The sequence below is a fragment of the Pseudomonas sp. Z1-12 genome (genome assembly GCF_051132015.1).
In the GTDB taxonomy this organism is placed as follows: Bacteria; Pseudomonadota; Gammaproteobacteria; order Pseudomonadales; family Pseudomonadaceae; genus Aquipseudomonas; species Aquipseudomonas zanjanensis.
Window position 1 is genome coordinate 5,215,985 of record NZ_CP071647.1, and the last position, 23,955, is coordinate 5,239,939.

Consider the following 23,955-nt stretch of genomic DNA (forward strand, 5'->3'; position numbering starts at 1 on the left):
CCTATCTATCCAGCTGCTCCGTGGACCTCTTTCCCATGTCAGATTCCCAGCGCCCCCTGGCGGTCACGCTGCAAGTCGTTTCCATCGTCCTGTTCACGTTCATCGGCTACCTGAATATCGGCATTCCCCTGGCCGTGCTGCCCGGTTTCGTCCACGGCGAGCTGGGTTTCGGCGCGGTGATCGCCGGGCTGGTGATCAGCGTGCAATACCTGGCCACCCTGCTCAGCCGTCCTTACGCAGGACGAATCATCGATAACCTGGGAAGCAAGCGCGCGGTGATGTTCGGCCTCGCCGGCTGCGGGCTGAGCGGTGTGTTCATGCTGGTGTCGGCCTGGACGCCCCACCTGCCAACGTTCAGCCTGATCAGCCTGCTGATCGGTCGCCTGGTGCTGGGCAGTGCCGAAAGCCTGGTGGGGTCGGGTTCGATTGGCTGGGGCATCGGCCGGGTTGGCGCGGCAAATACCGCCAAGGTGATTTCCTGGAACGGTATCGCCAGTTACGGCGCGCTGGCGATCGGTGCTCCGTTGGGGGTGTGGCTGGTCAACGCGTTGGGGCTGTGGAGCATGGGCGCCAGCATCATCTTGCTGGGCCTGCTGGGACTGGCATTGGCCTGGCGCAAGACTGCTGCGCCCATTGTCTCTGGCGAACGCCTGCCGTTCATGCACGTGCTGGGGCGTGTGCTGCCACACGGCTGCGGCTTGGCCCTGGGTTCCATCGGGTTTGGCACCATCGCGACCTTCATCACCCTGTATTACGCCACCCAGCATTGGGATAACGCGGTGCTGTGCCTGAGCCTGTTCGGCGCCAGCTTCATCGGCGCGCGCCTGCTGTTCGGCAACCTGATCAACCGCCTGGGCGGCTTTCGCGTGGCGATTGCCTGCCTGTCGGTGGAAACCCTGGGGCTCTTGCTGTTGTGGCTCGCACCGGATGCCCATTGGGCCCTGGCGGGCGCGGCGTTGAGCGGTTTCGGTTTTTCCCTGGTGTTTCCGGCGCTGGGCGTGGAAGCGGTCAACCTGGTGCCAGCCTCCAGCCGTGGGGCCGCGGTGGGCGCTTATTCACTGTTCATTGATCTATCGCTGGGGATCACCGGGCCGCTGGCCGGTGCGATTGCCGCTGGCTTCGGCTTTGCCTCGATCTTTCTGTTCGCTGCCCTGGCGGCCCTGGGTGGCTTGGCCCTGAGCGTCTACTTGTACCGGCAGGCGCCTCGGTACCGTGAAGCGCGGGAGAAGAACTAGAAGTCCACCTTGCCGCGCCCGGCCTTGATCGAGCCGCGCTTGGTCTTGGATTCCAGGCGACGCTTTTTCGACCCCAGGGTCGGCTTGGTCGGACGGCGCTTCTTTTCGACCTTGGTGGCGCTGAGGATCAGTTCGGTCAGGCGCTCCAGCGCGTCGGCCCGGTTCTGTTCCTGCGTGCGGTATTGCTGGGCCTTGATGATCAACACACCGTCGCTGGTAATGCGACTGTCACGCAGCGCCAGCAGCCGCTCCTTGTAGAACTCGGGCAGCGACGAAGCCGGAATGTCGAAGCGCAAATGCACGGCGCTGGAAACCTTGTTGACGTTCTGCCCCCCAGCCCCTTGGGCGCGGATGGCCGTCAGCTCGATCTCGGCGTCCGGGATGTGCACGGTGTTGGAAATGACCAGCATGGAAAGTGTCCGGTGTCAGGCCCCACAGGATACCGCGAATCCCCCCGACAACACCGATGCTGTGGGAATGAACGCTATGAACACTGCCGAACAATTTGGGAGCGAGCTTGCTCGCTCCCACAGGGGCAGGTGTTGTCTTGCCTGAAATGACAAACCCGGCGCTTGGCCGGGTTTGGTGTATTTCAGGCTCGCTTACTTGGCGGCAGCCGCCAGCGCCAGTTCATGCCGGGCACTGCGCTTGTTCTTGATCCAATAACACACGGCCATGAACACCACCCACACCGGAATCGCATAGACCGAGATCTGGATGCCGGGGATCAGCAACATCACGCCCAGGATGAACACCACGAACGCCAGGCAGATGTAGTTGCCATACGGGTACCACAGCGCCTTGAACAGCGGCGTCTGGCGGGTCTGGTTCATGTGCTGGCGGAACTTGAAGTGCGAGTAGCTGATCATCGCCCAGTTGATCACCAGGGTCGCGACCACCAACGACATCAACAACTCCAGTGCATGCTGCGGGACCAGGTAGTTCAACAGTACCGCCACCAGCGTGACCGCCGCCGACGCGAGGATCGAACGCACCGGCACGCCCCGCTTGTCGATCTTCGACAAGGCCTTGGGCGCATCGCCCTGCTCGGCCATGCCCAGCAACATGCGGCTGTTGCAGTAGGTGCCGCTGTTGTACACCGACAGCGCGGCGGTCAGCACGACGAAGTTGAGGATATGCGCAGCGGTGTTGCTGCCCAGCATCGAGAACACCTGCACGAACGGGCTGCCGCTGTAGGCATCGCCGGACGCGTTGAGGGTGCTCAGCAGGCTGTCCCAAGGGGTCAGGGACAACAGCACCACGAGCGCGCCGATGTAGAAAATCAGGATCCGGTAGATCACCTGGTTGATGGCCTTGGGGATCACGGTTTTCGGTTTGTCGGCCTCAGCAGCGGTGAAACCGAGCATTTCCAGGCCACCGAAGGAGAACATGATGATCGCCATGGCCATCACTAGTCCGCTCACGCCGTTGGGGAAGAACCCGCCGTGGGACCACAGGTTGGTCACCGATGCCTGCGGGCCGCCATGGCCGCTGACCAACAGATAGCTGCCCAAGGCAATCATGCCGACAATCGCCACGACCTTGATGATCGCGAACCAGAACTCGGCCTCGCCGAAGACTTTGACGTTGGCCAGGTTGATCGCATTGATCAGGACGAAAAACGCCGCCGCCGACACCCAGGTCGGAATCTCGGGCGCCCAGTAATGGATGTACTTGCCGACCGCGGTCAGCTCCGACATGCCCACCAGGATGTAGAGGATCCAGCAGTTCCAACCCGACAGGAACCCGGCGAAACCGCCCCAGTACTTGTGGGCGAAGTGGCTGAAGGAACCGGCCACCGGCTCTTCGACAATCATTTCGCCCAACTGGCGCATGATCATGAAGGCGATGAAGCCGCAGATGGCGTAGCCGAGGATCATCGACGGGCCGGCGGATTTCAGCACTCCCGCCGAGCCGAGGAACAGGCCGGTGCCGATCGCGCCACCGAGGGCGATCAGTTGAATATGGCGATTTTTCAGGCCGCGTTTCAGCTCGCCCGAATGCGTATTTTCTACAACGGTCATGCGTCACCTATTTGTTTTTATCTGTGACGAAATCGAACCCGACACGCTTATGGCGTGGCGGAGTGAACAAGGCGGATAACCTTGAAAGTGCGTGGGTACGCGAAGGGTCACAGTAAAACGCGGCGCATTGTACACTGCAGCCCCCCTGCTGCCAGACACCACCGGATCAGCGTCTGCCCCCGCACTTGAGGTCTGGCGCGCATCTGACCTTTCCCGCCGGCTTGAAACAAGCGCTGCGAAGTCTCAAAAAACCCGCCAAGCCGGCCCACTCGGCAGCTTTTTCTTACAGCCCTCCCAAATGCGGACACCGGTCAGTTCGAAGGGCCAAAATCGTCAGCATTCCTTTACAGCGCGTAACGCAGGCTTTCCACGCAGGAATATTCCGTAGGCTGACTGCAAATTGACGGTAGGTAGCTACCTATTAAATAAATCACCCAGGCGGCTGTTTTTGAATGGGTAATTTCAACGCCAAAAATGGAACAAAAAGTTCAAAAGAAAAAAATAAAATTATTTTTTTGCAATCCAAAAAACCCTCGACTAGGTTTTCAGCGACTTGCCAAGGCATCGTGCCGACAAGTTCTGCGGTGCCGGTTCTGTCGGGTATGACTCGCCGAATCGGCCCGCGTTTTCCGCAAAAGTCATCTAGGAGATTCACTATGCAAGCACTGGACAAAGACTTGGAAACCGAACTGCAACTGGACGAATGGTTTGAAGCGCCGACCCATGAGGCCGCCGTTGAAATGATGCAAACCGACGCCGTGGTTCCGTTCGGCACGGCGATGTGGCCTCTGTAGGCACTGCCCGGCGGAGGCGATCCGGCCGGTCGACTCCGCCACTCTTGTCGGTTGTCAGGGACATTAAATGAACGTGTCAGGGAAGAATAAGCATGGACACACAACGAGCCATCTCACATTTCCTTTACTACCTCGAACACCATCCCGCCCTGGCCGGCACCCAGCCCGCCAAGGTGTTGCTCGGCCATACCGCTGACTACGAAGCGCTGACCGGCGCCATTGCCGAACAGGCGGGCAGCGGCTCGCCGTTCCGGTTCAGCGCCATGCGCCTGGACCTCGAATCCACGGAGCGCCTGTCCAAGGCCATTGCCGACAGCGACCTGTATATTTTTTTCTACGACTCTTCCACCCTGCCCAATCCACGCCCTGACGGCCCGGACTTTGTTCGGGCATTGCAAGGCGTGATGGCCGACAACTGGAAGAAATCGCTGCTGTTCAAGGATTACGGCGATTATTTCTACGACACCTTCAGCGTGATTCCCCAACGTATCGCCGGGCTCAACAGTCACCTGATCCGGCGCATGTCCCAGGCGACGACCCTGAGCTTCCAGGATGACCACGGTTCGTATTTCGACACCGCCCTGGGCAGCGTGAAGAAGTGGACCGACATCAACGGCCTCGGCAACTACGACCTGGCCCCCGGCGAAATCGCCACCCACAGCGACACCATCAACGGCCAGGTGAAATTCGTCGGCACGTTCCTGAGCACCATCCCGTTCGCACGCAAGTACGGCGTGCTGCAATCGCCCCTCGAGTTGTGGATCGAAGACTCCACCATCCAGAAAATCGCCACCGACGTGCCGGGCCTGGAACACGACTTCAACAAATACCTGGACGCCAACCCGTCCAACCGCCGCATCGAAGAACTGGGGATCGGCACCAACGAAGGGGTCAAGAGCCTGTACGCCCGCAACGCCGGTTTCGAAGAGCGCCACTGCGGCCTGCACCTGGGACTGGGTGGCGGGGCCAAGGGCAGCCACCATTTGGATCTGATTTTCGAAAGCGGTGTGCTGGCGCTGGACAAAGAGCCCATGTTTGATGGGCGGTTTGTGCTTTAGGCTGGGATCGGTTGTGGGGCTGCTGACGCCATCGCGAGCAAGCTCGCTCCCACAGTTGATCTTGGTGACTGGGAGATGTGTGTTCGGCGCCGCTCCATTGTGGGAGCGAGCTTGCTCGCGATGGCGGACTCAAAGGCACCGCATCCCTAAAGCCAGACAAAAAAAAACGCCAACCCAACGGTTGGCGTTTTTCTTGCAGCTTGCAGCTAGAAACTCACCGCTGCCTCACTCCGGCTTGCGACGCCCGAAACCCGGACGCTGTCCCGAACCTGCCGGGGCACCACGGCGCTTGCCCGATGGCGTGTCGCGGTCGGCCAGGATGATGCCCGGGCGCTTTTTCGGCGCTGGCTTGGCCGGACGCTTGGTGTCGGCCGGGCGATCGGCGACGGGCGTACCGCGACCCGCCGGGGCACCGCGACCTTCGCCGCGCTCAGTCCGACCATTGGCCGGACGCGGCGTGCGTGGGCCACGCTCGCCGTCCTGACGCGGTGCAGGCTTGCGGGCCGGGCGTTCGCCTTCAATCTGCGGCTCGCGCGAAGGACGCGGACCGGTCGCCACACCATCAGCAGCCGGGCGCAGCGTACGCACGCGCTCGGTCTTGCCCATCGGGCGCGAGGATTTACGCTGCATCCGCTCCAGCTTGTCCTTGCTCTTGGCGGTCATCTGCGGCATTGCCACCGGCTTGAGGCCCACTTCGGCGGCCAGGATGTCGACTTCGTACTGGCTCATTTCGCGCCAGCGGCCCATCGGCAGGTCGGAATTGAGGAACACCGGACCGAAACGCACGCGCTTCAGGCGGCTGACCACCAACCCCTGGGATTCCCACAAACGCCGCACTTCACGGTTACGGCCTTCCATCACCACGCAGTGGTACCAATGGTTGAAGCCTTCACCGCCGGGCGCCTGCTTGATGTCGGTGAAACGCGCCGGGCCGTCTTCCAGCACAACGCCGGCCTTGAGGCGCTCGATCATCTCGTCGTCGACCTCACCACGCACACGCACGGCGTATTCGCGGTCCATCTCGTAGGACGGGTGCATCAAGCGGTTGGCCAGTTCACCGTCGGTGGTGAACATCAGCAAACCGGTGGTGTTGATGTCCAGGCGGCCGATGTTGATCCAGCGGCCTTCTTTCGGACGCGGCATCTTGTCGAACACGGTCGGGCGACCTTCCGGGTCGTCACGGGTGCAGATCTCGCCGTCGGGCTTGTTGTACATGATCACGCGGCGCACCGTTTCGGCGGCCTCTTCGCGCTTGATCACCTTGCCATCGATGGTGATGGCATCGTGCATGTCGACACGCAGGCCCAAGGTGGCATCTTTGCCGTTGACTTTGATCCGGCCCTGGGTGATCCAGGCTTCCACGTCACGGCGCGAACCGACGCCGATACGGGCGAGGACTTTTTGCAGCTTCTCGCCTGCTGGGCCGATTTCCTGGCTGTCGTTCTGGTCTAGGTCTTTCATTCTGGGCACCTCCCGGTGTGGTCGGGTCAGGCTTGGCCTGACGCTTTGAATACGGGTCTTTGGCGAAGGGATCGCCAAGGGGTCGCGAATCATACGCGCGTTGAAGCGATTGCGCATCAGAGACTAGCTGATCAACCAGCGTCCGGCGCTTTTTCCGCCGACTGGTGATGCCCGGCTTGGCGGGGACTTAATGAATGCCCCTGTGGGAGCCGAGCTTGCTCGCGATGGCGGTGGGTCAGCCTGCATTGATGCCGAATGCTCCTCCGTCATCGCGAGCAAGCTCGGCTCCCACAGGGTCAGCCAGCGTTTCCAAATCAGTTGGATCAATCGTCGAACTGGCGCCGTTCGTTCTCGATCGCTTCGGCCAACGCCCGGGCTTCGGCTTCTTCGTCGCTCAGTTCGGGTTCCGGCGGCTGGAGGGCGGCGACGGCGGCCAGGAGTTTTTCCCGGGCTTGGGCAACGCCGAGGATATCTTCTTCCGGTTCCGGTTCCGGTTCTGGCTCCGGCGCCGCCGCGCTATCGGGCTCCGCCAGCTCATCCGAGTCGCCCTCAGGACCAGGACCTTCCCGCAGCAGGTCGTCGAAATCGGTCTTCAAGCCCTCCTCCATGGTGTCCAGCTCCAGCAACAACGAGTGGAAACTGGTCTCCTCCTTCGGCTCTTCGGGCTCGGCGCTGGCGTCCGCCAGTTCCTGCAAGCCCTGGGGCACCGGGGCGTCGTCGAACTCCAGCATCGGTTCGGGTTCCAGTTCCCGCAATTCGGCCAGCGGCGGCAGGTCGTCCAGGTTCTTCAGGTTGAAGTGATCGAGGAAGGCCTTGGTGGTCGCAAACATCGCCGGTTTGCCCGGCACATCGCGATAACCGACGACGCGGATCCACTCGCGTTCCAGCAGCGTCTTGACGATGTTGCTATTGACCGCCACGCCCCGCACATCTTCGATCTCGCCCCGGGTGATCGGCTGGCGATAGGCGATGAGCGCCATGGTTTCTAGCAGCGCCCGGGAATAGCGCTGCGGCCGTTCCTCCCACAGGCGCCCCACCCACGGCGCGAATTTCTCGCGGATTTGCAGGCGGTACCCCGACGCCACTTCCTTGAGTTCGAAAGCCCGCCCCTCGCAGGACTTGCCCAACAGTGCCAGGGCTTTCTTGAACACGGCCGGCTCGGGCCGCTCGCCTTCTTCGAAGAGTTCGAACAGGCGTTCCATCGATTGCGGCTTTCCCGAGGCCAACAGGAAAGCTTCAAGCAAGGGGGCCAGCTCGCGGGGTTCAGTCAGATTCATTGATTTGCTCGTTATTCGGCTCGTGCCCGCACGTGGATCGCTGCGAACGGCTCATTCTGCACCAGCTCGACCAAGGATTCCTTGACCAATTCCAGGACCGCCATAAACGTCACCACCACCCCCAACCGCCCTTCCTCGGCGGTGAACAGCTCGACGAACGGCACGAAGCCGCCGCCCTTGAGCCGCTCCAGCACATCACTCATGCGCTCGCGGGTGGACAGCGCTTCGCGGCTGACCTGATGACTTTCAAACATATCGCCCCGGCGCAGGACCTCGGCCATGGACATCAGCAACTCTTCCAGGCTCACGTCCGGCAGCAACTTGCGCGCCCGCGCTTCGGGCGCATCGAGCTTGGGCACCACCACATCGCGCCCCACCCGGCTCAAGCCGTCGATGCCTTCGGCGGCGGCCTTGAAGCGTTCGTATTCCTGCAAGCGGCGGATCAGCTCGGCTCGCGGGTCGTCTTCTTCCTCTTCGACCTCTGCCGAGCGCGGCAGCAGCATCCGCGACTTGATCTCGGCGAGCATGGCCGCCATCACCAGGTACTCGGCCGCCAGCTCCAGGCGCACCGACTGCATCAACTCGACGTAGCCCATGTACTGGCGGGTGATTTCCGCCACGGGAATGTCGAGGATGTTGATGTTCTGTTTGCGGATCAGGTACAGCAGCAGGTCAAGCGGGCCCTCGAAGGCTTCGAGGAACACCTCCAGCGCATCCGGTGGAATGTACAGGTCCAGGGGCATTTCCATGACCGCCTGGCCATAGACCATGGCGAACGGCAACTCCTGCTGCGCGCCGGCCTGGCTGTCGACATTGTCCACGGCGGTTTCCACGACGGACATTCAGGCCTCGACCATGAACGGCGTCGGATCGCCGCAACCGACACGCACCACCTGGGGCTCGCCATCGGCCAGGTTGATCACCGTGGACGCCGACATGCCGCCGAAACCACCGTCGATGATCAGGTCCACCTGATGTTCGAGTAGCTGGCGCATCTCATAGGGATCGTTCAACGGCTCGGTCTCGCCAGGCATGGTCAGCGTCACGCTCATCAGCGGCTCACCCAGTTCCGCCAGCAGCGCCAGGGCGATGGGATGGCTCGGCACCCGCAGGCCGATGGTGCGTTTTTTCGGGTGCAGCAACAGCCGCGGGACTTCCCGCGTGGCATTGAGGATGAAAGTGTACGGCCCCGGCAAATGGGCCTTGAGCAGGCGGAAGGTGCCGGTGTCGATCTTGGCGAACAGGCCCAACTGCGACAGGTCGCTGCAGATGAGCGCGAAATTGTGCTTGTCGTCCAGTTGACGCAGGCGTCTGACACGCTCCACGGCATTCTTGTCGCCGATCTGGCAACCGATGGCGTAGGACGAGTCGGTGGGATAGACCACCACGCCACCGCCACGAATGGTTTCCACGGCCTGTTTGATCAGGCGCGCTTGCGGGTTTTCCGGATGAATCTGGAAAAATTGACTCACGTGTTCTACCTGTTCAGACGGCGGCGATAACGGGATCATGTTTGAATCTACACCAGAGTGGTGGCAGATCTTCCGGCAACGGGCGGTATTCGCCGATCTCGGACCAGCCCCCAGGGCCATGGAAATCACTGCCGGCGGTGACCAGCAGGCCGAACTCACGGGCCAGGATCGCCAAGCTGCCGACCTGCTCGGCAGGCTGATGGCCGTTGACCACCTCGATGGCATGGCCCCCCGCTTGAATATAGTCGGTGACCAGGCGTCGGCGCTTGCTGCGGGTGAAATCATAGTGCCATGGATGCGCCAGGCTGACCCAGGCACCCGCGGCCCGCAGGGTCTGGACGGTGTCTTCCAGGGTCGGCCAATGCTGCTTGACGTCCCCCAGCTTGCCGGCCCCCAACCATTTGCGGAATGCTTCGGCGCGGTCCTTGACGAACCCTTCGCGCACCATCCAGTCGGCAAAATGTGGCCGGGCCGGTGCGTTGCCACTGTCGCCCAGTTCCTGCTGGATCTGCCGGGCGCCGTCCAGCGCACCAGGCATGCCCTTGAGGGCCAGCTTGCGGCTGATCTCTTCGGACCGCAGCCAGCGCCCGTCGTGCAGTTGTGCGATGGCCTGGACCAGCGCCGGCGCATTCACATCGAAACCGTAGCCCAGCACATGGATGGTCGCCCCGCCCCAGGTACAGGACAACTCCACCCCGTTGACCAGCTGCATGCCCAGCGCCGTGGCGGCGCCGCGGGCCTCGTCGAGGCCTTCGAGGGTGTCGTGATCGGTCAGGGCCAGGACTCGCACGCCGTGCTCGAACGCCCGCGCCACCAGAACCGCAGGCGCCAGGGCACCATCGGAGGCCGTGCTATGGCAGTGCAAATCAACATTCACGAGAGTTTGTTACCTCAAATCAGCTGGCCCTATCGCGGCCAAGGATGTTTGTTATTATGCCGCCACATCCTGCTTCTGGCTGCCACTGTGAAACAATTCATCGATTTCATCCCGCTCCTGCTGTTCTTCATCGTCTACAAACTTGATCCCCGCACCGTCGACTTCGCCGGTCACTCCTTGACTGTAGGCGGTATCTACAGCGCCACCGCAGTCCTGATCATCAGTTCCCTGGTGGTCTACGGCGCGCTGTTCGTGTCCCAGCGCAAGCTGGAGAAGAGCCAGTGGCTGACCCTGATCGCCTGCCTGGTGTTCGGCAGCCTGACCCTGGCGTTCCACAGCGAAACCTTCCTTAAATGGAAGGCCCCGGTGGTCAACTGGCTGTTCGCCCTCGCGTTCATTGGCAGTCACTTCATCGGTGACCGCCTGCTGATCAAGCGCATCATGGGCCATGCCATCAACCTGCCGGACCAGATATGGACCCGGTTGAACATCGCCTGGATCGCGTTTTTCCTGTTCTGCGGCGCCGCCAACCTGTTCGTTGCGTTCACGTTCCAGGAGTACTGGGTCGACTTCAAGGTCTTCGGCAGCCTGGGCATGACGCTGCTGTTCCTGATTGGCCAAGGCATCTACCTGTCCCGTCACCTGCACGAAGCCGACCCCACCACGCCCAAAACCGAGGACTGACATGCTCTACGCAATCATTGCCACCGACGTCGCCGACTCCCTGGAAAAACGCCTGGCCGTGCGCCCGGCCCACCTGGAGCGACTGCAACAGCTCAAGGCCGAAGGTCGCATCGTGCTGGCCGGCCCACACCCGGCGGTGGACAGCAATGACCCGGGCGCTGCGGGTTTCACCGGCAGCCTGATCGTGGCCGAATTCGACTCCCTGGCCGCCGCGCAAGCCTGGGCCAAGGCCGATCCGTTCGTGGCGGCCGGCGTCTATGCCGAGGTCGTGGTCAAGCCGTTCAAGCAAGTCCTGCCGTAAATCCCCAGGGCAATGAGCCTGCGCGGCTCATTGCCCTGTTGCTCATCTTTCTCATTTGCCTGCCGACAACCTGTCTAATCTCGATTGGAATTCAGGAGTTGCAATGCGCAAAGGTCCGTTGTGCCTGTTGTTGGTCTCGTTGGCGACCGGGGCGCCCGCCCATGGCGAGGAAAGCACCGAGGGCAGTCATTCGGCGCCCTTGTCCCTGAGCGCTGGCGGCCAGATCGCCGAGTTGCAGCAACGCTTGAAAGACAGCGAGCGCATGCGTGAAGCACTCACCCAGCAACTCCAAAACACCAACGGCGAACGGGAAAGCGCGCTGGTGGGCCGGCTGCGCCAGGAGAACCAGCGCCTGAAGCTGCAACTCAAGGAAGCCCAGGCCAGCCCCCTGCCGCGCCTGTTGACCGATCAACAGCAATGGTTCGTCATTGGTGCCGGGGTAGCGCTATTGGCCTTGCTCTGCGGTATCTTTGCCAGCGGTGGACGTAGACAACGTCGGCAATGGCTAAATTGAGTGAGTCATGAGCGAGCTGTTACTGATAGATGATGACCAGGAGCTGTGTGAGCTCCTCGTAAGCTGGCTGAGCCAGGAAGGGTTTCAGGTCCGCGCCTGTCACGATGGCCAGAGTGCCCGCAAGGCCTTGGCCGAAACCGCCCCGGCTGCCGTGGTCCTGGACGTGATGCTGCCCGATGGCAGTGGCCTGGAACTGCTCAAGCAATTGCGCAACGATCACGCGGAGCTGCCGGTGCTGATGCTGTCGGCCCGGGGTGAACCGCTGGACCGTATCCTGGGCCTGGAACTGGGGGCCGACGACTATCTGGCCAAGCCCTGCGACCCACGGGAACTGACCGCCCGCCTGCGCGCCGTGCTGCGCCGCAGCCATCCGACGGCCGTGTCCAGCCAGATCGAACTGGGTGACCTGACCTTCAGCCCGGTACGTGGCGTGGTCAGCATCGACGAACAGGAACAGACCCTCACCGTGTCCGAAAGCCGCCTGCTCGAAGCGCTGCTCAAACAGCCGGGCGAGCCGCTGGATAAACAGGAACTGGCGCAGATCGCCCTGGGCCGCAAGCTGACCCTGTACGACCGCAGCCTCGACATGCACGTGAGCAACCTGCGCAAGAAAATCGGCCCCCACCCCGACGGCCGCCCGCGCATCGTGGCGCTGCGTAGCCGGGGTTACTACTACAGCCTCTGAAGATTGCGGCTTCTCTCAGCCTCTAGAGGCTTTTGTGGCGAGGGAGCTTGCTCCCGCTGGGCTACGAAGTAGCCCCAAGATTCTGCGGTTGCTGCGCAACCGAGCGGGAGCAAGCTCCCTCGCCACAAAAGCGCCCTCACCACAGCAAGTACCCCCATCACTGGGCTTTGTGTTCGACCCTGCAGATTTGTCAGGTTCGCACCAAACCGTCTTTACCCAAGCTTTACCCACCCCTGACCGCCGCTGACCTTGATCTCCGTAATCTGCACACATCCGGAACTGACCGGGAATGAGACAAGGAGACACACCATGCGCAAGACCCTTATCGCTCTGCTGTTCGCTGCCGCCCTGCCGACCGTGGCCATGGCCATGCCCGAAGGCCCGGGCCCGATGGGGCCGATGGACGGCCCGCGTCACGGCGGCCAGATGCACGACAAAGGCCCGTACAGCCAACTGGACCTGAGCCGCGAACAACGCCAGCAGATTCGCCAGATCATGGGCGAACAGCGTCACGAACAACGGGAACTGGTCGACAAGTACCTGGCCAAGCTGTCCCCAGCCGACCAGAAAGCCATGCAGGACGAAATGCAAGCCCGGCACCAGAAGGTCGACGCCCAGATTCGTGGATTGTTGAAGCCTGAGCAGCAAAAAGAATTCGACGCGATCCAGAAGAAACAGGCCGAGCGTCGCGCCGAGTGGGCCGAATTCAAGGCCTGGAAAGCGCAACAGCCGCAAAAAGCGCAATAATGCGCTGAAGTTCCCCCAGCCCAACGGTCAAGCGCCGTTGGGCTTTCTTTGTTTTCGAGGATTTATCGTGCGTTCATTGTTCTGGCGCATCCTGGCCAGTTTCTGGCTGGCCATCACTCTGGTTGCAGGCCTTTCGATCCTGATGGGCCACATGCTGAACCAGGACGCCTGGATCCTCAGCCGCCACCCGGGGCTCAATACCCTGCCCGAAGAGTGGACGCAGACCTACGAAACCCAAGGCGAGGACGCTGCCCAGGAAATTCTGAAACAGCGCAAGCGCCAGTATCACATTGACGTCCAGGTGTTCAACGAAAGCGGCGACCCTGTGGTGCGTGGCACTTTTCCCCATCGCGCCGCCGCCTTCGAGGCTCGGCAGAACAACGACGACCGCCGCCTGCCCTGGCGCCGGCTCACCGACGAGTTCACCAGCGCCAAAAGCGGCGATACCTACCTATTCATCTACCGCATCCCCCATCCCGAACTGGACGCCTGGCACCGCGGCAGCCTGCTCTGGCCCCTCAGTGCCCTGGGGATCGCGTTGGTGGTGCTGACCTTGTTCAGCCTGTTGGTGACGCTCTCCATTACTCGTCCGCTGAGTCGACTGCGCGGTGCGGTGCATGACCTGGGCCAAGCCACCTACCAGCAGAACAGCCTCGCCAAACTGGCCAACCGGCGGGACGAGTTCGGCGTACTGGCCACCGACTTCAACCGCATGGGCGCGCGTTTGCAAAGCCTGATCGCCAGCCAGCGGCAACTGCTGCGGGACGTGTCCCACGAACTGCGCTCGCCCCTGGCCCGGCTGCGCATTGCCCTGGCATTGGCGGAACGGGCCAGCCCCGAGGAGCGTGAAAAGCTCTGGCCGCGCCTGACCCGTGAATGCGATCGCCTGGAGGCGCTGATCAGCGAAATCCTGGTCCTGGCCCGGGTCGATGCCGACAACGCCAGCGCCGAAGAAGTCGACCTCAACGCGCTGCTGGTCACCCTGCAAAAAGATGCGCAACTGGCTTCACCGGAGCAAACCGTGCAGCTTGAAACCGAGGCGGACCTGACCCTCAAGGGTTGGCCGACCATGATCGAGCGAGCAGTGGACAACCTGCTGCGCAACGCCCAGCGCTTCAATCCGGCCGGGCAATCGATCGAGATGCACGCGCGGCGCCAAGGCGAGCGGATCCTGGTCAGCGTGCGTGACCACGGGCCCGGCGTTGAGGCCGAACACCTCGGGCAATTGGCCGAGCCGTTCTACCGCGCCCCCGGCCAGACCGCCGCCGGCCATGGCCTGGGCCTGGCCATCGCACGCCGTGCCGCTGAACGCCATGGCGGTGCGCTGGTGCTGGGCAATCATCCCGAGGGTGGTTTTATTGCGACACTGGAGCTGCCGTTGGTGCCGGGGGCTGTCGTCCAGCCGTAAGCATTGCAAATACCCCCTGTGGCGAGGGAGCTTGCTCCCGCTCGGTTGCGCAGCAACCGTAAAATCTTGGGGCTACTTCGTAGCCCAGCGGGAGCAAGCTCCCTCGCCACGGGAAATCAAACAAGGCGAGTTGAGCGGCGTGGCCAAACCCAACGGCAAGCGCGCCCCCTCAAACCAAACGATAATTCCTCTTATTCAAACAGCCCCGCCCTGTTAGACTTTGCGCCCTCGTTTTCACTCATCCCCGGGACGCCCGATGCCGTCGTTGCCTCTTCGTTTATGCGCACTGTTCATGGCCCTGGGCCTGAGTGCCTGCGATGATGCCCCGCGTTTTACCCAGGCCGAACCGGGCGAAGCCCGTTCCGGTGGCGCCGCAACGGTCCGCAAGAGTGATCAGAACGCCTTTTCCCTGCCCTCGACCAACCTGCCACCCTCGCGGCGCGTGGATTTCAGTGTCGGCAACAGCTTCTTCCGCAGCCCCTGGGTGATCGCCCCCTCGACCACCACCGCCCGGGACGGCCTCGGGCCCTTGTTCAACACCAACGCCTGCCAGAACTGCCACGTCAAGGACGGTCGCGGCCATCCGCCGGCGCCGGATGCGACCAGCGCGGTGTCGATGCTGGTGCGCCTGTCGATTCCCGACGCACCGGCCTACGCCAAGGTCATCGAGCAACTGGGCGTAGTGCCAGAGCCGGTCTATGGTGGGCAATTGCAGGACATGTCGGTGCCCGGCGTCGCCCCCGAAGGCAAGGTGCGGGTCGATTACACCCCGGTCCCGGTGCGTTTCAACGACGGCACCGTCGTCGAGTTACGCAAGCCAATCCTGCAGATCACCCAGTTGGGGTATGGCCCGATGCACCCCGACACGCGTTTTTCGGCCCGCGTGGCACCGCCGATGATCGGCCTGGGCCTGCTGGAAGCCATCCCCGACGAGGCGCTGCTGGCGAACGCCGAAGCCCAGGCGCGGGAGAACGACGGCATCGCCGGTCGCCCCAACCAGGTCTGGGACGATGTGCAGCAGAAGACCGTGCTGGGGCGTTTCGGCTGGAAAGCCGGACAGCCCAACCTCAACCAACAGAACGTCCATGCATTTTCCGGCGACATGGGCCTGACAACCAGCCTGCGGCCGTTCGACGACTGCACCGAGACCCAAGTCGACTGCAAGCGTGCGCCCAGCGGCAATGGCCCGGACGGCGAACCGGAAGTCAGCGACAACATCCTGCGCCTGGTGCTGTTCTACAGCCGCAACCTCGCGGTGCCGGCCCGTCGCGACGTGAATTCGCCCCAAGTGCTGACAGGCAAGAATCTATTTTTCCAGGCCGGTTGCCAGTCCTGCCACACACCGAAATACACCACCGCCGCCAACGCCGCCGAGCCGGAACTGGCGAACCAGGTCATCCGCCCCTACACCGACCTGCTGCTGCACGACATGGGCGAAGGCCTGGCCGACAACCGCAGCGAATTCAAGGCCAGCGGCCGCGACTGGCGAACCCCGCCGCTGTGGGGTATCGGCTTGACCGAAGCCGTCAACGGCCACACCCAGTTCCTGCATGACGGCCGTGCCCGCAACCTGCTTGAAGCCGTGCTGTGGCATGGCGGCGAAGCACAAGCGGCGCAGCGACAGGTTTTAGCGTTCAATGCCGAGCAGCGCGCTGCGTTGCTGGCCTTTCTGAATTCCCTTTAAATGCCTTTTCCAGAAATGGGAGCCTGACATGTTCCGTCCCAAATTGTTGTTCACCAGCCTCGCCGCCCTCGCCCTCGGCGCCTGCTCGCCCCAGGATCCGCAAGCCGTCACTTCGGCCGCCATCGCCAAGCAAGTGATCCTGCCGACCTACAGCCGCTGGGTCGAGGCCGACCGGCAACTGGCGACCAGCGCCCTGGCGTTCTGCCAAGGTAAAGAAAACCTGGAGACCGCCCGCGCCGACTTCCTCAAGGCGCAAAAAGCCTGGGCCGAGCTGCAACCGCTGCTGATCGGGCCGCTGGCCGAGGGCAACCGTGCCTGGCAGGTGCAATTCTGGCCGGACAAGAAAAACCTGGTGGGCCGTCAGGTCGAGCAATTTGTCAACAGCCAGCCACAGATCGACGCCGCCGGCCTGGCCAAGTCCAGCGTGGTCGTGCAAGGGCTGTCGGCTTACGAATACCTGCTGTTCGACGCGAAAATCGACATGGCCGACAGCGCACAGAAAGCCAAGTACTGCCCGCTGCTCATCGCCATCGGCGAACGCCAGAAACAGCTGGCCGAAGAGATCCTGTCGGGCTGGAACAGCAACGACGGCATGCTCGCCCAGATGAGCAAGTTTCCCAACCAGCGCTACGCCGATTCCCACGAGGCCATCGCCGACCTGCTCCGTGTGCAGGTCACTGCCCTGGATACTTTGAAGAAAAAACTCGGCACGCCGATGGGCCGCCAGAGCAAAGGCGTACCTCAGCCATTCCAGGCCGATGCCTGGCGCAGCCAATCGTCGTTGCAAGGGTTGGAAGCCAGCCTGAGCGCGGCCCGGACCGTCTGGGTCGGCGTGGACAACAAGGGCCTGCGCGGCCTGCTGCCGAGCGACCAGAAGCCGTTGGCGGACAAGATCGACGCCGCCTACGATGCCTCGTTGAAACTGTTCGCCAGCAGCCAGCGCTCGCTGACCGAAATGCTCGGCGACGATGCCGGGCGCCAGCAACTCAACGATTTGTACGACAGCCTCAACGTCGTCCATCGCCTGCACGAAGGCGAACTGGCCAAGGCGCTGGGCATTCAACTGGGCTTCAATGCCAACGACGGTGACTGATCATGTTTCGACGTCAGGTCCTGGCACTGGGCAGCTTGCTGCTCGGCGCCGTCACCCTGGGCGGCTGGACGCTGTTCAAACAAAAAGGCAAGAGTCCGCTACTGCTTTCGGCACGGGACGATGGCGACGGCAAGCACTATGCCGTCGGCTACCGACTGGACGGCACGCGGGTGTTTGCCACCCAGGTCGGCCAGCGCTGCCATGACATCATCAACCATCCGACGCAGCCGATTGCGCTGTTCGTCGCCCGTCGCCCGGGCACCGAAAGCTACCTGATCGACCTGCGCGACGGGGCGCTGCTGCAAACCATCGCCTCGTTGCCGAACCGGCACTTCTACGGCCACGCGGTCATCCATAAAAGCGGCGAATGGCTGTATGCCACCGAGAACGACACCACCGACCCGGGACGCGGCCTGTTGGGCGTGTACCGTTTCGAAGGCGAGCGGCTGGTGCACAGCGGCGAAATCTCTACCCATGGCATCGGTCCTCACCAGGTGTCGTGGATGCCCGATGGCGAGACGCTGGTGGTCGCCAACGGTGGCATTCGCACCGAGGCCGAAAGCCGGGTCGAAATGAACCTCGACGCCATGGAGCCGAGCCTGGTGCTGATGCAACGCGATGGCACCCTGCTGAGCAAGGAAACCCTCGCCCAATCGATGAACAGCGTGCGCCACCTGGGCATCGCCAGCGACGGCACCATCGTCTCCGGCCAGCAGTTCATGGGCGCAGCCCACGAATCGTCGGAACTGGTGGCGATCAAACGGCCAGGACAACCGTTCCAGGCATTCCCGGTGCCCGCAGAGCAATTGCAGGCCATGGGGCACTACACCGCCAGCGTTGCCGTACACAGCGACCTGCGCCTGGTGGCCCTGACCGCCCCCCGCGGCAACCGCTTTTTCATCTGGGACCTGGACAGCGGCGAAGTCCGCCTGGATGCGCCCCTGCCGGACTGTGCTGGCGTGGGCGCGGTGGCCGACGGTTTTGTCGTGACGTCGGGCCAAGGCCGTTGTCGCTATTACGATTGTCGGCAGACACAACTGGTTGCAAAACCACTGGATCTACCGGCAGGGCTCTGGGACAACCATTTGCATCTGGTCTGACGCCGGGGAGCGAAGCCGATCGGCGCCGAGCGCCTCTGTTTTTCGGAAAAGTCCCACGCTCCACCGTCCCGCCAGCATCTGGAATAGCCCGCACACTCAGAGTAATGTGCCCGCCTATCTGTATTTTCTCTCGGCTCTTTTCCAAGGAAGTGGAACATGCTGCGACGCCGCATGCTGATCATGTTGGGTGTTGTGCTGCTGGTGGTGCTGTTGCTCGCCGGCTACAAGGCCTTCTCCGTTTACCAGCAGATCCAGACGTTTTCTGCCCCCAAACCACCGGTCAGTGTCGCCGTGGCCACAGCGGCCCAGCAACCCTGGCAGGCCCGCCTACCCACCGTTGGCAGTCTCAAGGCGCTGCAAGGCGTGGACCTGAGCCTGGAAATCGCCGGGACCGTGCAGAAGGTGCAATTCCAGTCAGGGCAAAAGGTCAAGGCCGGCCAGCCGCTCCTGCAACTGGACAGCGAAGTCGAAAACGCCCTGCTGGAAACCGCCGAGGCCGATCTTGGCCTGTCGCAACTGGATTTTGGTCGTGGCCGACAACTGGTGGGCAGCCAGGCGATCTCCAAGGGCGAATTCGATCGGCTCTCGGCGCAACTGAAGAAGAACCAGGCCACGGTCAACCAGCTCAAGGCTTCGCTGGCCAAGAAACACATCCTGGCGCCATTCAGCGGCACCATCGGCATTCGCCAGGTGGATGTCGGCGACTACCTGGCCAGTGGCACGGTGATCGCCACCCTGCAGGACCTCAGCAGCCTGTACGTGGACTTCTACGTGCCGGAGCAAAACGTGCCCCGGCTCGCCGTGGCACAGCCGGTCAATGTCAGCGTCTCGGCCTACCCCGGGCAGACTTTCGTCGGCACCATCAGCGCGATCAACCCCAAGGTCGAGGACAGCACCCGCAACGTCCTGGTGCGCGCCACCCTGGCCAACCCCGACGGCAAATTGCTGCCCGGCATGTTCGCCAACCTGCAGGTGATCCTGCCGGACGTCGCCGCCGGGATCGTCGTGCCGGAAAGCGCCGTGACCTACACCCTCTACGGCAATTCCATGTACGTGGTGACGCAAAAGAAAGCCGCCGACGGCACGGTCGAGAAAGACGACAAGGGCCAGCCGGTCCTGATCGCCGAACGGCGTTTCGTTGAAACCGGTGAGCGACGCGACGGGCAGGTACTGGTGTCCAAAGGCGTGCAGAGCGGCGAACAAGTCGTGATCGCCGGCCAGCTCAAGCTCGATAACGGTACGCCGATCGCCATCAGCGACGACAAGACCCTGACCGAACAGAACAGCCCGCCGCGCGCGGACTGATCAAGGAACCCCCATGGCTTTTACCGATCCGTTCATCCGCCGCCCGGTGCTTGCCACCGTGGTCAGCCTGTTGATCGTGCTGCTGGGCTTCCAGGCCTGGAGCAAGCTGCCCCTGCGTCAGTATCCACAAATGGAAAACGCCCTGATCACGGTGACCACCGCCTACCCCGGGGCCAACGCCGAGACCATCCAGGGCTACATCACCCAACCGATGCAACAGAGCCTGGCCAGTGCCGAGGGCATCGACTACATGACCTCGGTCAGTCGCCAGAATTTCTCGGTGATCTCGGTCTATGCCCGCATCGGCGCCAACAGCGACCGGCTCTTTACCGAACTGCTGGCCAAGGCCAACGAGGTCAAGAACCAACTGCCCCAGGACGCCGAGGACCCGGTCCTCAGCCGCGAGGCCGCCGATGCCTCGGCACTGATGTACATCAGCTTCTTCAGCAAGGAACTGAACAACCCGCAGATCACCGACTACCTGGCACGGGTGATCCAGCCCAAACTGGCGACACTGCCCGGCATGGCCGAGGCGGAGATCCTCGGCAACCAGGTCTTCGCCATGCGCCTGTGGCTGGACCCGATCAAGCTCGCAGGCTTCGGCCTGACCGCCGCCGACGTGACCAATGCCGTTCGCCAGCACAACTTCCTCTCCGCCGCTGGTGAAGTGAAAGGCGAATACGTCGTCACCAGCATCAACGCCAATACCGAACTCAAGTCCGCCGAGGACTTCGCCGCGATCCCGCTCAAGACCGAGGGCGACAGCCGCGTATTGTTGCGGGACGTCGCCCGTGTGGAAATGGGCGCAGAGAACTACGACAGCATCAGTTCCTTTGGCGGCACGCCCTCGGTGTATATCGGGATCAAGGCCACGCCGGGTGCGAACCCGCTGGATGTGATCAAGGAAGTGCGCAAGATCATGCCGGAGATGGAGGCCCAGCTCCCGACCAACCTCAAGGCCGAGATCGCCTACGACGCCACCCTGTTCATCCAGGCGTCCATCGACGAGGTGGTGAAAACCCTGTTCGAGGCAGTGCTGATCGTCATCGTCGTGGTGTTCCTGTTCCTCGGCGCCTTGCGCTCGGTGGTCATCCCGGTGGTGACCATCCCCTTGTCGATGATCGGCGTGATGTTCTTCATGCAGCTGATGGGCTATTCGATGAACCTCCTGACGCTGCTGGCCATGGTGCTCGCCATCGGCCTGGTGGTGGACGATGCCATTGTGGTGGTGGAAAACATTCACCGGCACATCGAGGAAGGCAAGACCCCGTTCGATGCCTCGATCGAAGGTGCCCGGGAAATCGCCATGCCGGTGGTCTCGATGACCATCACCCTGGCGGCGGTGTATGCACCGATCGGCCTGCTGGAGGGCCTGACGGGCGCCTTGTTCAAGGAGTTCGCCTTGACCCTGGCCGGGGCGGTGGTGATCTCCGGGATCGTCGCCCTGACCCTGTCGCCGATGATGTGCGCCCTGCTCCTGCGCCACGATGAGAACCCCTCCGGGCTGGCCCATCGGCTGGACATGATCTTCGAACGCTTGAAGAGCCGTTACCAGCGCATGCTCCATGGCACGCTCAACACCCGGCCGGTGGTGCTGGTGTTCGCGGCGATCGTGCTGCTGCTGATCCCGGTGCTGGTCATGTTCAGCAAGTCCGAACTGGCCCCCGACGAGGACCAGGGCATCATCTTCATGATGGCCAACGCCCCGCAGCCCACCAACCTCGACTACCTGAACACGTATACCGATCACTTCATCACCATTTTCAAGGAGTTCCCGGAGTACTACTCCTCGTTCCAGATCAATGGTTATGACGGTGTGCAGTCGGGCATCGGCGGCTTCTTGCTCAAGCCTTGGAACGAGCGCAGCCGCACCCAGATGGAAATCCTGCCAGAGGTCCAGGCCAGGCTGGAGAGCGTGCCTGGCCTGCAGATCTTCGGTTTCAACCTGCCCTCGCTGCCGGGCACCGGCGAAGGCTTGCCGTTCGCGTTCGTCATCAACTCACCGAAGGACTATGCGACGCTGCTGGAGGTTGCCGACCGGGTCAAGAAGCGTGCATTGGAATCCGGCAAGTTCGCCTTCATGGACATTGACCTGGCGTTCGACAAGCCGGAAGTCGTGGTGGATATCGATCGCGCCAAGGCCGCCCAGATGGGCGTTTCCATGGAGGACTTGGGCGGCACCTTGGCGACACTGCTGGGCGAATCCGAGATCAACCGCTTCACCCTCGAAGGCCGTAGCTACAAGGTCATTGCCCAAGTCGAACGGCCGTTCCGGGACAACCCGGACTGGTTGAACAGCTATTACGTGAAAAATGCCCAGGGTGAATCGCTACCGCTGTCGACCCTGATCAAAGTCAGCGACCGGGCGCGACCGCGACAGCTGAACCAGTTCCAGCAGCTCAATGCGGTAACGATTTCAGGCTTCCCCATCGTGAGCATGGGCGAGGCCATCGAGACTATCCGCCAGATCGCCCGGGAAGAAGCGCCGGTGGGGTTCGCCTTCGATTACGCAGGGGCTTCGCGCCAATTCGTACAGGAAGGCAGCGCGTTGTGGGTAACCTTTGCCCTGGCCCTGGCGATTATCTTCCTGGTACTGGCCGCGCAGTTCGAAAGCTTCCGCGACCCACTGGTGATCCTGGTGACTGTACCGTTGTCCATTTGCGGTGCCCTGATTCCGCTGTTCCTCGGTTGGTCGAGCATGAATATCTACACCCAGGTGGGCCTGGTGACGCTGATCGGGCTGATCAGCAAGCACGGGATCCTGATCGTCGAGTTCGCCAACCAACTGCGCAGGGAACAACATCTGACGCCGCGAGAAGCTATAGAACAAGCCGCGTCGATTCGCCTGCGGCCGGTGCTGATGACCACTGCGGCGATGGTGTTCGGCATGGTACCGCTCATTTTCGCCACAGGCGCCGGGGCAGTAAGCCGCTTCGACATCGGCATGGTGATCGCCACCGGCATGTCGATTGGGACCTTGTTCACGCTGTTTGTCTTGCCTTGCATCTATACGCTGCTGGCCAAGCCGGACAAAACCTGAGGGCTGTTTAAGCAAACTCACGCGGATACGGGATGTTTTTGTGGCGAGGGAGCTTGCTCCCGCTCGGCTGCGAAGCAGTCGTCATGCACGAACGCTGCCTGGTCATGAAAACCGATGGGAACCGCTTCGCGGTCCAGCGGGAGCAAGCTCCCTCGCCACGGGTTGTGTGTTTGGCTGAAGGTTTGCGGTGGCATTGAAAAAACCAAAAAATAAAGGCCTCACACAAGGGAGGCCTTTATCCTGGTTTCGGGGCTTTCAACTTTGCGGCCTCATCCCTTGGGACAGGCTGAACATGAACAGCAGCAGGTCATTGTCCGGTTGGATCGCCTCGCTGGCCTTTGCCACCCGTGGCAAAGGACAATGTGTACCCGCATTCGAAACGCTGAGGACCTGCGAGCGTGGCTGTTCCCATACCGCCACCGCCATCGATGCAACTCCCAAGGCTCCTACTAAAAACAAACCTCTAGCAATTTCGAGTTTCATTGCCATAAACCTTTGATAGCGCTGCCAAACGCCGCCTCATAAAAATAGACGACTTTTTTCCAGTCAGCCTCGCTGAACGACGAATGGCGCCGCAGTTGCCTCAGGTCATGGAAGGCCGCCTGCCGGGCGGTCAGGCGCTGGCGAGATTTTTCCAGATCCAGCAGGGCGACTTCAGCCTTGGCCGCTTCGCCCTCGCCTGTCACACGTACAAAGACATGCTTGATGTAGAGGCAGCCATGTTGCCAGCGGCCCTTGTGCATGCGGGCCAGGTTCTCAGCCAGGCCCTGGAGGATCTGGTCATGCACCGCTTCGCCATGGCGCTCACGTCCGCCTCCGGCGTACCAGTGCTTGATCTGCTCGAAACCTTCCAAGGCATGGGTCACCAGCAGCGCCCGCCACTTGCAGGCCGGGTCGCGCTGGGCGCCGCAAAAAATCAGCTCGGGCACACGGACATCCAGGCGGCTCAAGGCCAGCAACGCGTCCTGCTCTCGCAGCACGGTCGGACGACCGAGCGGGTACAACCAACTGCGATAAATATGTCCGGTTTGACGCTTGGCATACAACAGCTCGCCATCGTTGCTGCTGATCCGCTGCACGCCGCTTTCACCACCACGCCGCACATTGGGTTCTTCCACCCACTCGCCTTGCTGGTTCCAGAAGTGTTCGAAGCTGCTGCGGGAAATGCCAGGTGTCTCTGCGGCCTGCACAACCAT

Annotated in this window: 23 protein-coding genes; 14 read left to right on the forward strand and 9 right to left on the reverse strand. The window is 62.2% G+C overall.

Going from position 1 to position 23,955, the window contains the following annotated elements:
* Positions 1 to 35: 35 nt before the first annotated feature.
* A complete protein-coding gene (locus J3P85_RS22605; RefSeq protein WP_434703568.1) occupies positions 36 to 1,235 on the forward strand; it encodes an MFS transporter in 1,200 nt (399 codons plus the stop codon).
* On the opposite strand, the gene arfB is transcribed toward J3P85_RS22605, so the two are convergent.
* Positions 1,232 to 1,645 (reverse strand): alternative ribosome rescue aminoacyl-tRNA hydrolase ArfB, encoded by a 414-nt coding sequence (gene arfB, locus J3P85_RS22610; protein WP_018604539.1) that lies wholly within the window; start codon positions 1,643 to 1,645, stop codon positions 1,232 to 1,234. The two genes, J3P85_RS22605 and arfB, sit on opposite strands and share 4 nt — an antisense overlap.
* Positions 1,646 to 1,837: 192 nt before the next feature.
* A complete protein-coding gene (locus J3P85_RS22615; protein ID WP_434703569.1) occupies positions 1,838 to 3,259 on the reverse strand; it encodes an amino acid permease in 1,422 nt (473 codons plus the stop codon).
* 656 nt (positions 3,260 to 3,915) lie between these two features.
* Between J3P85_RS22615 and J3P85_RS22620 the strand changes: the two genes are divergently transcribed.
* Positions 3,916 to 4,053 (forward strand): hypothetical protein, encoded by a 138-nt coding sequence (locus J3P85_RS22620; RefSeq protein ID WP_434703570.1) that lies wholly within the window; start codon positions 3,916 to 3,918, stop codon positions 4,051 to 4,053.
* Positions 4,054 to 4,145: 92 nt separating this feature from the next.
* Positions 4,146 to 5,111: a leucyl aminopeptidase gene (locus tag J3P85_RS22625; protein ID WP_434703572.1), complete on the forward strand. Its 966-nt coding sequence runs from the start codon at positions 4,146 to 4,148 to the stop codon at positions 5,109 to 5,111.
* A gap of 225 nt (positions 5,112 to 5,336) precedes the next feature.
* On the opposite strand, the gene rluB is transcribed toward J3P85_RS22625, so the two are convergent.
* From rluB to J3P85_RS22650, 5 genes are all read right to left on the reverse strand, one after another.
* Complete coding sequence (rluB, locus tag J3P85_RS22630) at positions 5,337 to 6,572, reverse strand: 23S rRNA pseudouridine(2605) synthase RluB (RefSeq protein ID WP_434703573.1); 1,236 nt, start codon at positions 6,570 to 6,572, stop codon at positions 5,337 to 5,339.
* 323 nt (positions 6,573 to 6,895) lie between these two features.
* Positions 6,896 to 7,849, reverse strand: a complete 954-nt coding sequence (gene scpB, locus J3P85_RS22635) for an SMC-Scp complex subunit ScpB (protein WP_434703574.1) — start codon at positions 7,847 to 7,849, stop codon at positions 6,896 to 6,898.
* An 11-nt stretch (positions 7,850 to 7,860) separates the two neighbouring features.
* On the reverse strand, positions 7,861 to 8,559 hold the full coding sequence (locus J3P85_RS22640) for a segregation and condensation protein A (RefSeq protein ID WP_186706403.1): 699 nt from the start codon (positions 8,557 to 8,559) through the stop codon (positions 7,861 to 7,863).
* Between the two features lie 132 nt (positions 8,560 to 8,691).
* Complete coding sequence (locus J3P85_RS22645) at positions 8,692 to 9,321, reverse strand: L-threonylcarbamoyladenylate synthase (protein WP_434703576.1); 630 nt, start codon at positions 9,319 to 9,321, stop codon at positions 8,692 to 8,694.
* 13 nt (positions 9,322 to 9,334) lie between these two features.
* Complete coding sequence (locus J3P85_RS22650) at positions 9,335 to 10,198, reverse strand: PHP domain-containing protein (RefSeq protein ID WP_411385439.1); 864 nt, start codon at positions 10,196 to 10,198, stop codon at positions 9,335 to 9,337.
* 87 nt (positions 10,199 to 10,285) lie between these two features.
* Between J3P85_RS22650 and J3P85_RS22655 the strand changes: the two genes are divergently transcribed.
* The 11 genes from J3P85_RS22655 to J3P85_RS22705 all read left to right on the forward strand — a co-directional run bounded on the left by J3P85_RS22655 (position 10,286) and on the right by J3P85_RS22705 (position 22,759).
* Positions 10,286 to 10,882, forward strand: a complete 597-nt coding sequence (locus tag J3P85_RS22655) for a septation protein A (RefSeq protein ID WP_434703577.1) — start codon at positions 10,286 to 10,288, stop codon at positions 10,880 to 10,882.
* Position 10,883: 1 nt separating this feature from the next.
* Positions 10,884 to 11,183 (forward strand): YciI family protein, encoded by a 300-nt coding sequence (locus J3P85_RS22660; protein WP_434703578.1) that lies wholly within the window; start codon positions 10,884 to 10,886, stop codon positions 11,181 to 11,183.
* Between the two features lie 103 nt (positions 11,184 to 11,286).
* A complete protein-coding gene (locus J3P85_RS22665) occupies positions 11,287 to 11,697 on the forward strand; it encodes a translation initiation factor 2 (protein ID WP_434574551.1) in 411 nt (136 codons plus the stop codon).
* 7 nt (positions 11,698 to 11,704) lie between these two features.
* Positions 11,705 to 12,382, forward strand: a complete 678-nt coding sequence (locus J3P85_RS22670; protein ID WP_186706296.1) for a response regulator transcription factor — start codon at positions 11,705 to 11,707, stop codon at positions 12,380 to 12,382.
* A gap of 309 nt (positions 12,383 to 12,691) precedes the next feature.
* Positions 12,692 to 13,129 carry a Spy/CpxP family protein refolding chaperone gene (locus J3P85_RS22675; protein ID WP_434703579.1) on the forward strand — a complete coding sequence of 146 codons (438 nt, stop codon included), beginning with the start codon at positions 12,692 to 12,694 and terminating at the stop codon, positions 13,127 to 13,129.
* Between the two features lie 67 nt (positions 13,130 to 13,196).
* A complete protein-coding gene (locus tag J3P85_RS22680; protein WP_186729820.1) occupies positions 13,197 to 14,537 on the forward strand; it encodes an ATP-binding protein in 1,341 nt (446 codons plus the stop codon).
* A 256-nt stretch (positions 14,538 to 14,793) separates the two neighbouring features.
* Positions 14,794 to 16,221, forward strand: coding sequence for a di-heme oxidoredictase family protein (locus J3P85_RS22685; RefSeq protein ID WP_434703581.1), 1,428 nt, complete (start codon positions 14,794 to 14,796; stop codon positions 16,219 to 16,221).
* Positions 16,222 to 16,249: 28 nt separating this feature from the next.
* The gene (locus J3P85_RS22690; RefSeq protein WP_434703583.1) at positions 16,250 to 17,314 is read left to right on the forward strand and encodes an imelysin family protein; all 1,065 of its coding nucleotides are present in this window, start codon (positions 16,250 to 16,252) and stop codon (positions 17,312 to 17,314) included.
* Between the two features lie 2 nt (positions 17,315 to 17,316).
* Positions 17,317 to 18,414 carry a DUF1513 domain-containing protein gene (locus J3P85_RS22695; protein ID WP_434703584.1) on the forward strand — a complete coding sequence of 366 codons (1,098 nt, stop codon included), beginning with the start codon at positions 17,317 to 17,319 and terminating at the stop codon, positions 18,412 to 18,414.
* A gap of 156 nt (positions 18,415 to 18,570) precedes the next feature.
* Positions 18,571 to 19,719, forward strand: a complete 1,149-nt coding sequence (locus J3P85_RS22700; protein ID WP_434703585.1) for an efflux RND transporter periplasmic adaptor subunit — start codon at positions 18,571 to 18,573, stop codon at positions 19,717 to 19,719.
* A 13-nt stretch (positions 19,720 to 19,732) separates the two neighbouring features.
* Positions 19,733 to 22,759, forward strand: coding sequence for a multidrug efflux RND transporter permease subunit (locus J3P85_RS22705; RefSeq protein WP_434703587.1), 3,027 nt, complete (start codon positions 19,733 to 19,735; stop codon positions 22,757 to 22,759).
* 255 nt (positions 22,760 to 23,014) lie between these two features.
* Here the strand turns inward: J3P85_RS22705 and J3P85_RS22710 are convergent, their stop codons facing one another.
* Both J3P85_RS22710 and J3P85_RS22715 read right to left on the reverse strand, forming a co-directional pair.
* Positions 23,015 to 23,242, reverse strand: coding sequence for a hypothetical protein (locus J3P85_RS22710; RefSeq protein WP_186706304.1), 228 nt, complete (start codon positions 23,240 to 23,242; stop codon positions 23,015 to 23,017).
* Positions 23,239 to 23,955: a lipopolysaccharide kinase InaA family protein gene (locus J3P85_RS22715; RefSeq protein ID WP_434703588.1), complete on the reverse strand. Its 717-nt coding sequence runs from the start codon at positions 23,953 to 23,955 to the stop codon at positions 23,239 to 23,241. Before J3P85_RS22715 ends, J3P85_RS22710 begins: the two co-directional genes overlap by 4 nt.